The following is a 2,858-nucleotide window of genomic DNA, read 5'->3' as shown; positions in this document are numbered from 1 at the left end:
CAATGCGTAGAGGTCTGGACATGGGGTAGAGCATAGGTTAACGGTGCGGGATTGCAAGACCTGACCCCAATTTGCTCGTAAGCGCCCGCGGCCACCCGGTGCCACGTGACGGCAGGCTGCGTAGTCAGGCCATCTTGGCCTGACGAAATCAGGGCTAAACCGCGTCCAGGCCGAGAAACGTAGTTTTTTCGAGAACGGTGCCGCCTAAAATTACGCATCCCGCTCTGGTCGGGGTTTAGAAGCCCTGACTACACAAGGTCTGCTAATGGATGGCCGGGTTGATGACCAAGGCCCTGGAGTCGGAGGACGTCATGTTCATCGCCGGTCTAATTCGTAGATCACTACGTTCCCGAAAGATGTACTAAGATCACAATTGCCATCGGTCTTGTTGACGACCCGTTTCAGCTTGGAGCAATTATCAATTAGCTCAGCATTACCATACATCACTGTGGTACATCCGTCATGCTTATTCGTTCGCGTGGTATTATAAGTCGCCGTATTACCAGTAACAATTCCTTTCATGCTATGAGTAAAGCCGCGAGTATCACAAGTGCCGTGTAGCTCCTCACCGGTTTGTTCCAAGTTCACCGTCTCGTTATATTCATCCGAGTGCCATGAGCCAGCAAAAGATTTACAGCTTGATCTATTTCTCCTGCCGACATACCCAGGTTGACAATGTGAAACCACTTCATCGATGGTCCAGTAACCTCTTTTTACCTGCTGCATCAATATGTCCAGTTCTTCTTGGTCACACCCACTTAGGTCTGCTGCCAATACTGGAAATGATAAAGTGCCAAAGAAAATTACAGTCGCAAAAACATTCGGTTTACTAAGACTCATCTTTGCATCTCCTCTCGTATAACACTCGAATAGACAGAGCGTCGGTCCGGTGAGATAGATGGATTCTGCCTATCTGGATGCCGGTAGATTCTGCCTAGCTCGGTTGGCGGTTGTTGAGGGTGAGCACTCAACCTGTGCAATGCGGATACACTAAGTACCCCTACTAAATTGCTTGTATGGATGTTTCATTTAAAATGAGGGCACCGGGAGCGCTTCATTAACGTAAATGACTGATTTTAAATCACTCTAAATTTTAAAGAAGATTCTAGCGTCTCTATGACAGCTCGACTTTGGCCATTTTTCCCGGCTGGCAATCTCTTTATTTATCAGTAGTTTACGGTGCGTGAAAAAATTAACGAGGGGTCCAGTTTCGGCGTTCGTGCCTCCCGACCCCCTCGAATTTTCAGCCCTCACGATACTTCAAGAGTTAGCTCTCTGGGAGACTGCCAAAATGGCCAAAGTCGAGTGACAGGTGAAATATCTATAATTCAAATTCGCATTGTGCCTATTTTACTCTCCGCCCTGACACTACTGTACCGTTTTGATTTGTCCCTTTCAACCCATTACCATCTTCAGAAATTTTCATGGTATCAATGTATTTTCCGCCATACCATGTCAACGTGCACACACTGTTGTTATTGCAACTATACGTGCCTACATTTTTTGTGTCATTTCTATTAATGTTACCATCAGAAGTTAAAGTCACATATCCACCATTAAACCAGCTCCATTTCCCAACTGCATGCCTTGCAGAAGAACCAGAACCAGAATCAGAACCAGAAGCTGGCCGACAATGGGAAGCTACTTGATCAGTAGTCCAATTGCCTCTTTTGACCTGCTCCATTAGAATATCCAATTCATTTTGATCGCAGCCGCTTAAGTCGACCGAGAAGGCTTGCAAAGACAATGCACCAATAAAGACTGTGGTCACGGAAGCACTGAATCTTCTAAAGCTCATGTTCTTATTTCCTCTTGTATAACACTTGAGTAGACGTAGCCGTTCAGAGAAGACCCTGCATCGGAGCCGGCAGCGGAGCGGCCTCGCGACCGGCGCGGCGCTCAGCGATCACACCGGCCAGATAGGGCCAAGGCACATGGTCGCGCTTGCGACAGGTTTCGATCACGCTGGCCAGCAAGGTGAAGGTGCGTGACCCGGCCTCGCAGTGCGTGCCCATCATGATGCGTCGGGCGATCACCCAATGGCGCAGCGCCCGCTCGGCTTCATAATGCCGCATGACACGCTGCGTCTCGCATCACTCCCACCTTTTCGGCTTTACCTGTTCGGCATAATGCCGTCGGCTTTCAGGTCTGGCAACACCGCCAGATCAGTGGAGAGACGCGATGTCCGAGCAGCACTTTGCCTCTGGGCGTTTCTGTGAGCCCGATCTTGATCACCACCTGGCCGCCTTCCTTGTCTCCCTCGCTCAAGCCGGGTACGCCGAGAAAACGCGACGCGATAAGGCGCGCCGAATCACGGCTTTCCTTCAGTGGACCCGTGGTGCGAGCATTCAGCTGTGTAAGCTTGACGACCTCGATCCCTGTATCGACGCCTTCCTTTCTTGCCCCATCGCCGTCTTTACAACCATCGCTGCGCATTGCGGGCGTTCGTGGCCTACCTGCGTGAGGCCAAGGTTCTGCCGCCACGCCCGATGGAACGATCGAGGGCGGACGCGCTGCGCCAAAGCTACCTTGAGCATCTGCAGTCCCAGCAAGGCCTCAGCGACCACTCGATCGCCGCTTACGCGGTCAGTGTGCGCGGTCTTATCGACGCCATGCAGCTGCCCGAAAAGGCCGCCGACCTGGATGCGCTCGCAATCCGCCGCTACCTGCTTACGCTCAGCCAGCAGCATGCCGTTGCCACCGTGAAAGTGTATGCCGCCGGGTTGGGGACGTCGGGGTCAGGTCTTGCAATCAAGCGCTGGTCGGCTTGGAGGGTAGGTCCACTGGCGATTCAATCCCGTTTTCAAGCCGGCGCACGGCTCGACTGACGGTGGAGTAGTGTACGCCGAAGTCATCGG

Annotated in this window: 4 protein-coding genes and 1 pseudogene; 1 reads left to right on the top strand and 4 read right to left on the bottom strand. The window is 52.0% G+C overall.

Features of this window, described 5'->3' with window-relative positions; genetic code table 11:
- Window positions 1-315 precede the first annotated feature (315 nt).
- From G3480_RS25935 to G3480_RS25920, 4 genes and pseudogenes are all read right to left on the bottom strand, one after another.
- On the bottom strand, window positions 316-840 hold the full coding sequence (locus G3480_RS25935; RefSeq protein WP_164657097.1) for a hypothetical protein: 525 nt from the start codon (window positions 838-840) through the stop codon (window positions 316-318).
- 505 nt (window positions 841-1,345) lie between these two features.
- The gene (locus tag G3480_RS25930) at window positions 1,346-1,798 is read right to left on the bottom strand and encodes a hypothetical protein (RefSeq protein WP_164657096.1); all 453 of its coding nucleotides are present in this window, start codon (window positions 1,796-1,798) and stop codon (window positions 1,346-1,348) included.
- A 43-nt stretch (window positions 1,799-1,841) separates the two neighbouring features.
- A pseudogene (locus G3480_RS25925) lies at window positions 1,842-2,063 on the bottom strand (IS66 family transposase); the annotation flags it as partial.
- 79 nt (window positions 2,064-2,142) lie between these two features.
- Window positions 2,143-2,436 (bottom strand): hypothetical protein, encoded by a 294-nt coding sequence (locus tag G3480_RS25920; protein ID WP_164657094.1) that lies wholly within the window; start codon window positions 2,434-2,436, stop codon window positions 2,143-2,145.
- A gap of 11 nt (window positions 2,437-2,447) precedes the next feature.
- On the opposite strand from G3480_RS25920, the gene G3480_RS25915 reads away from it, so the two are divergent.
- Window positions 2,448-2,828, top strand: coding sequence for a site-specific integrase (locus tag G3480_RS25915; protein WP_164657093.1), 381 nt, complete (start codon window positions 2,448-2,450; stop codon window positions 2,826-2,828).
- Window positions 2,829-2,858 lie beyond the last annotated feature (30 nt).

This window comes from Thiorhodococcus mannitoliphagus (assembly GCF_010915725.1).
In the GTDB taxonomy this organism is placed as follows: Bacteria; Pseudomonadota; Gammaproteobacteria; order Chromatiales; family Chromatiaceae; genus Thiorhodococcus; species Thiorhodococcus mannitoliphagus.
This window is presented reverse-complemented; position numbering and strand designations above follow the sequence as displayed.

Bases quoted from the DNA above. Each gene is read 5' to 3' on its own strand.
- G3480_RS25935 (WP_164657097.1), bottom strand. From the start codon at position 840: ATGAGTCTTAGTAAACCGAATGTTTTTGCGACTGTAATTTTCTTTGGC.
- G3480_RS25930 (WP_164657096.1), bottom strand. From the start codon at position 1,798: ATGAGCTTTAGAAGATTCAGTGCTTCCGTGACCACAGTCTTTATTGGT.
- G3480_RS25920 (WP_164657094.1), bottom strand. From the start codon at position 2,436: ATGCGCAGCGATGGTTGTAAAGACGGCGATGGGGCAAGAAAGGAAGGC.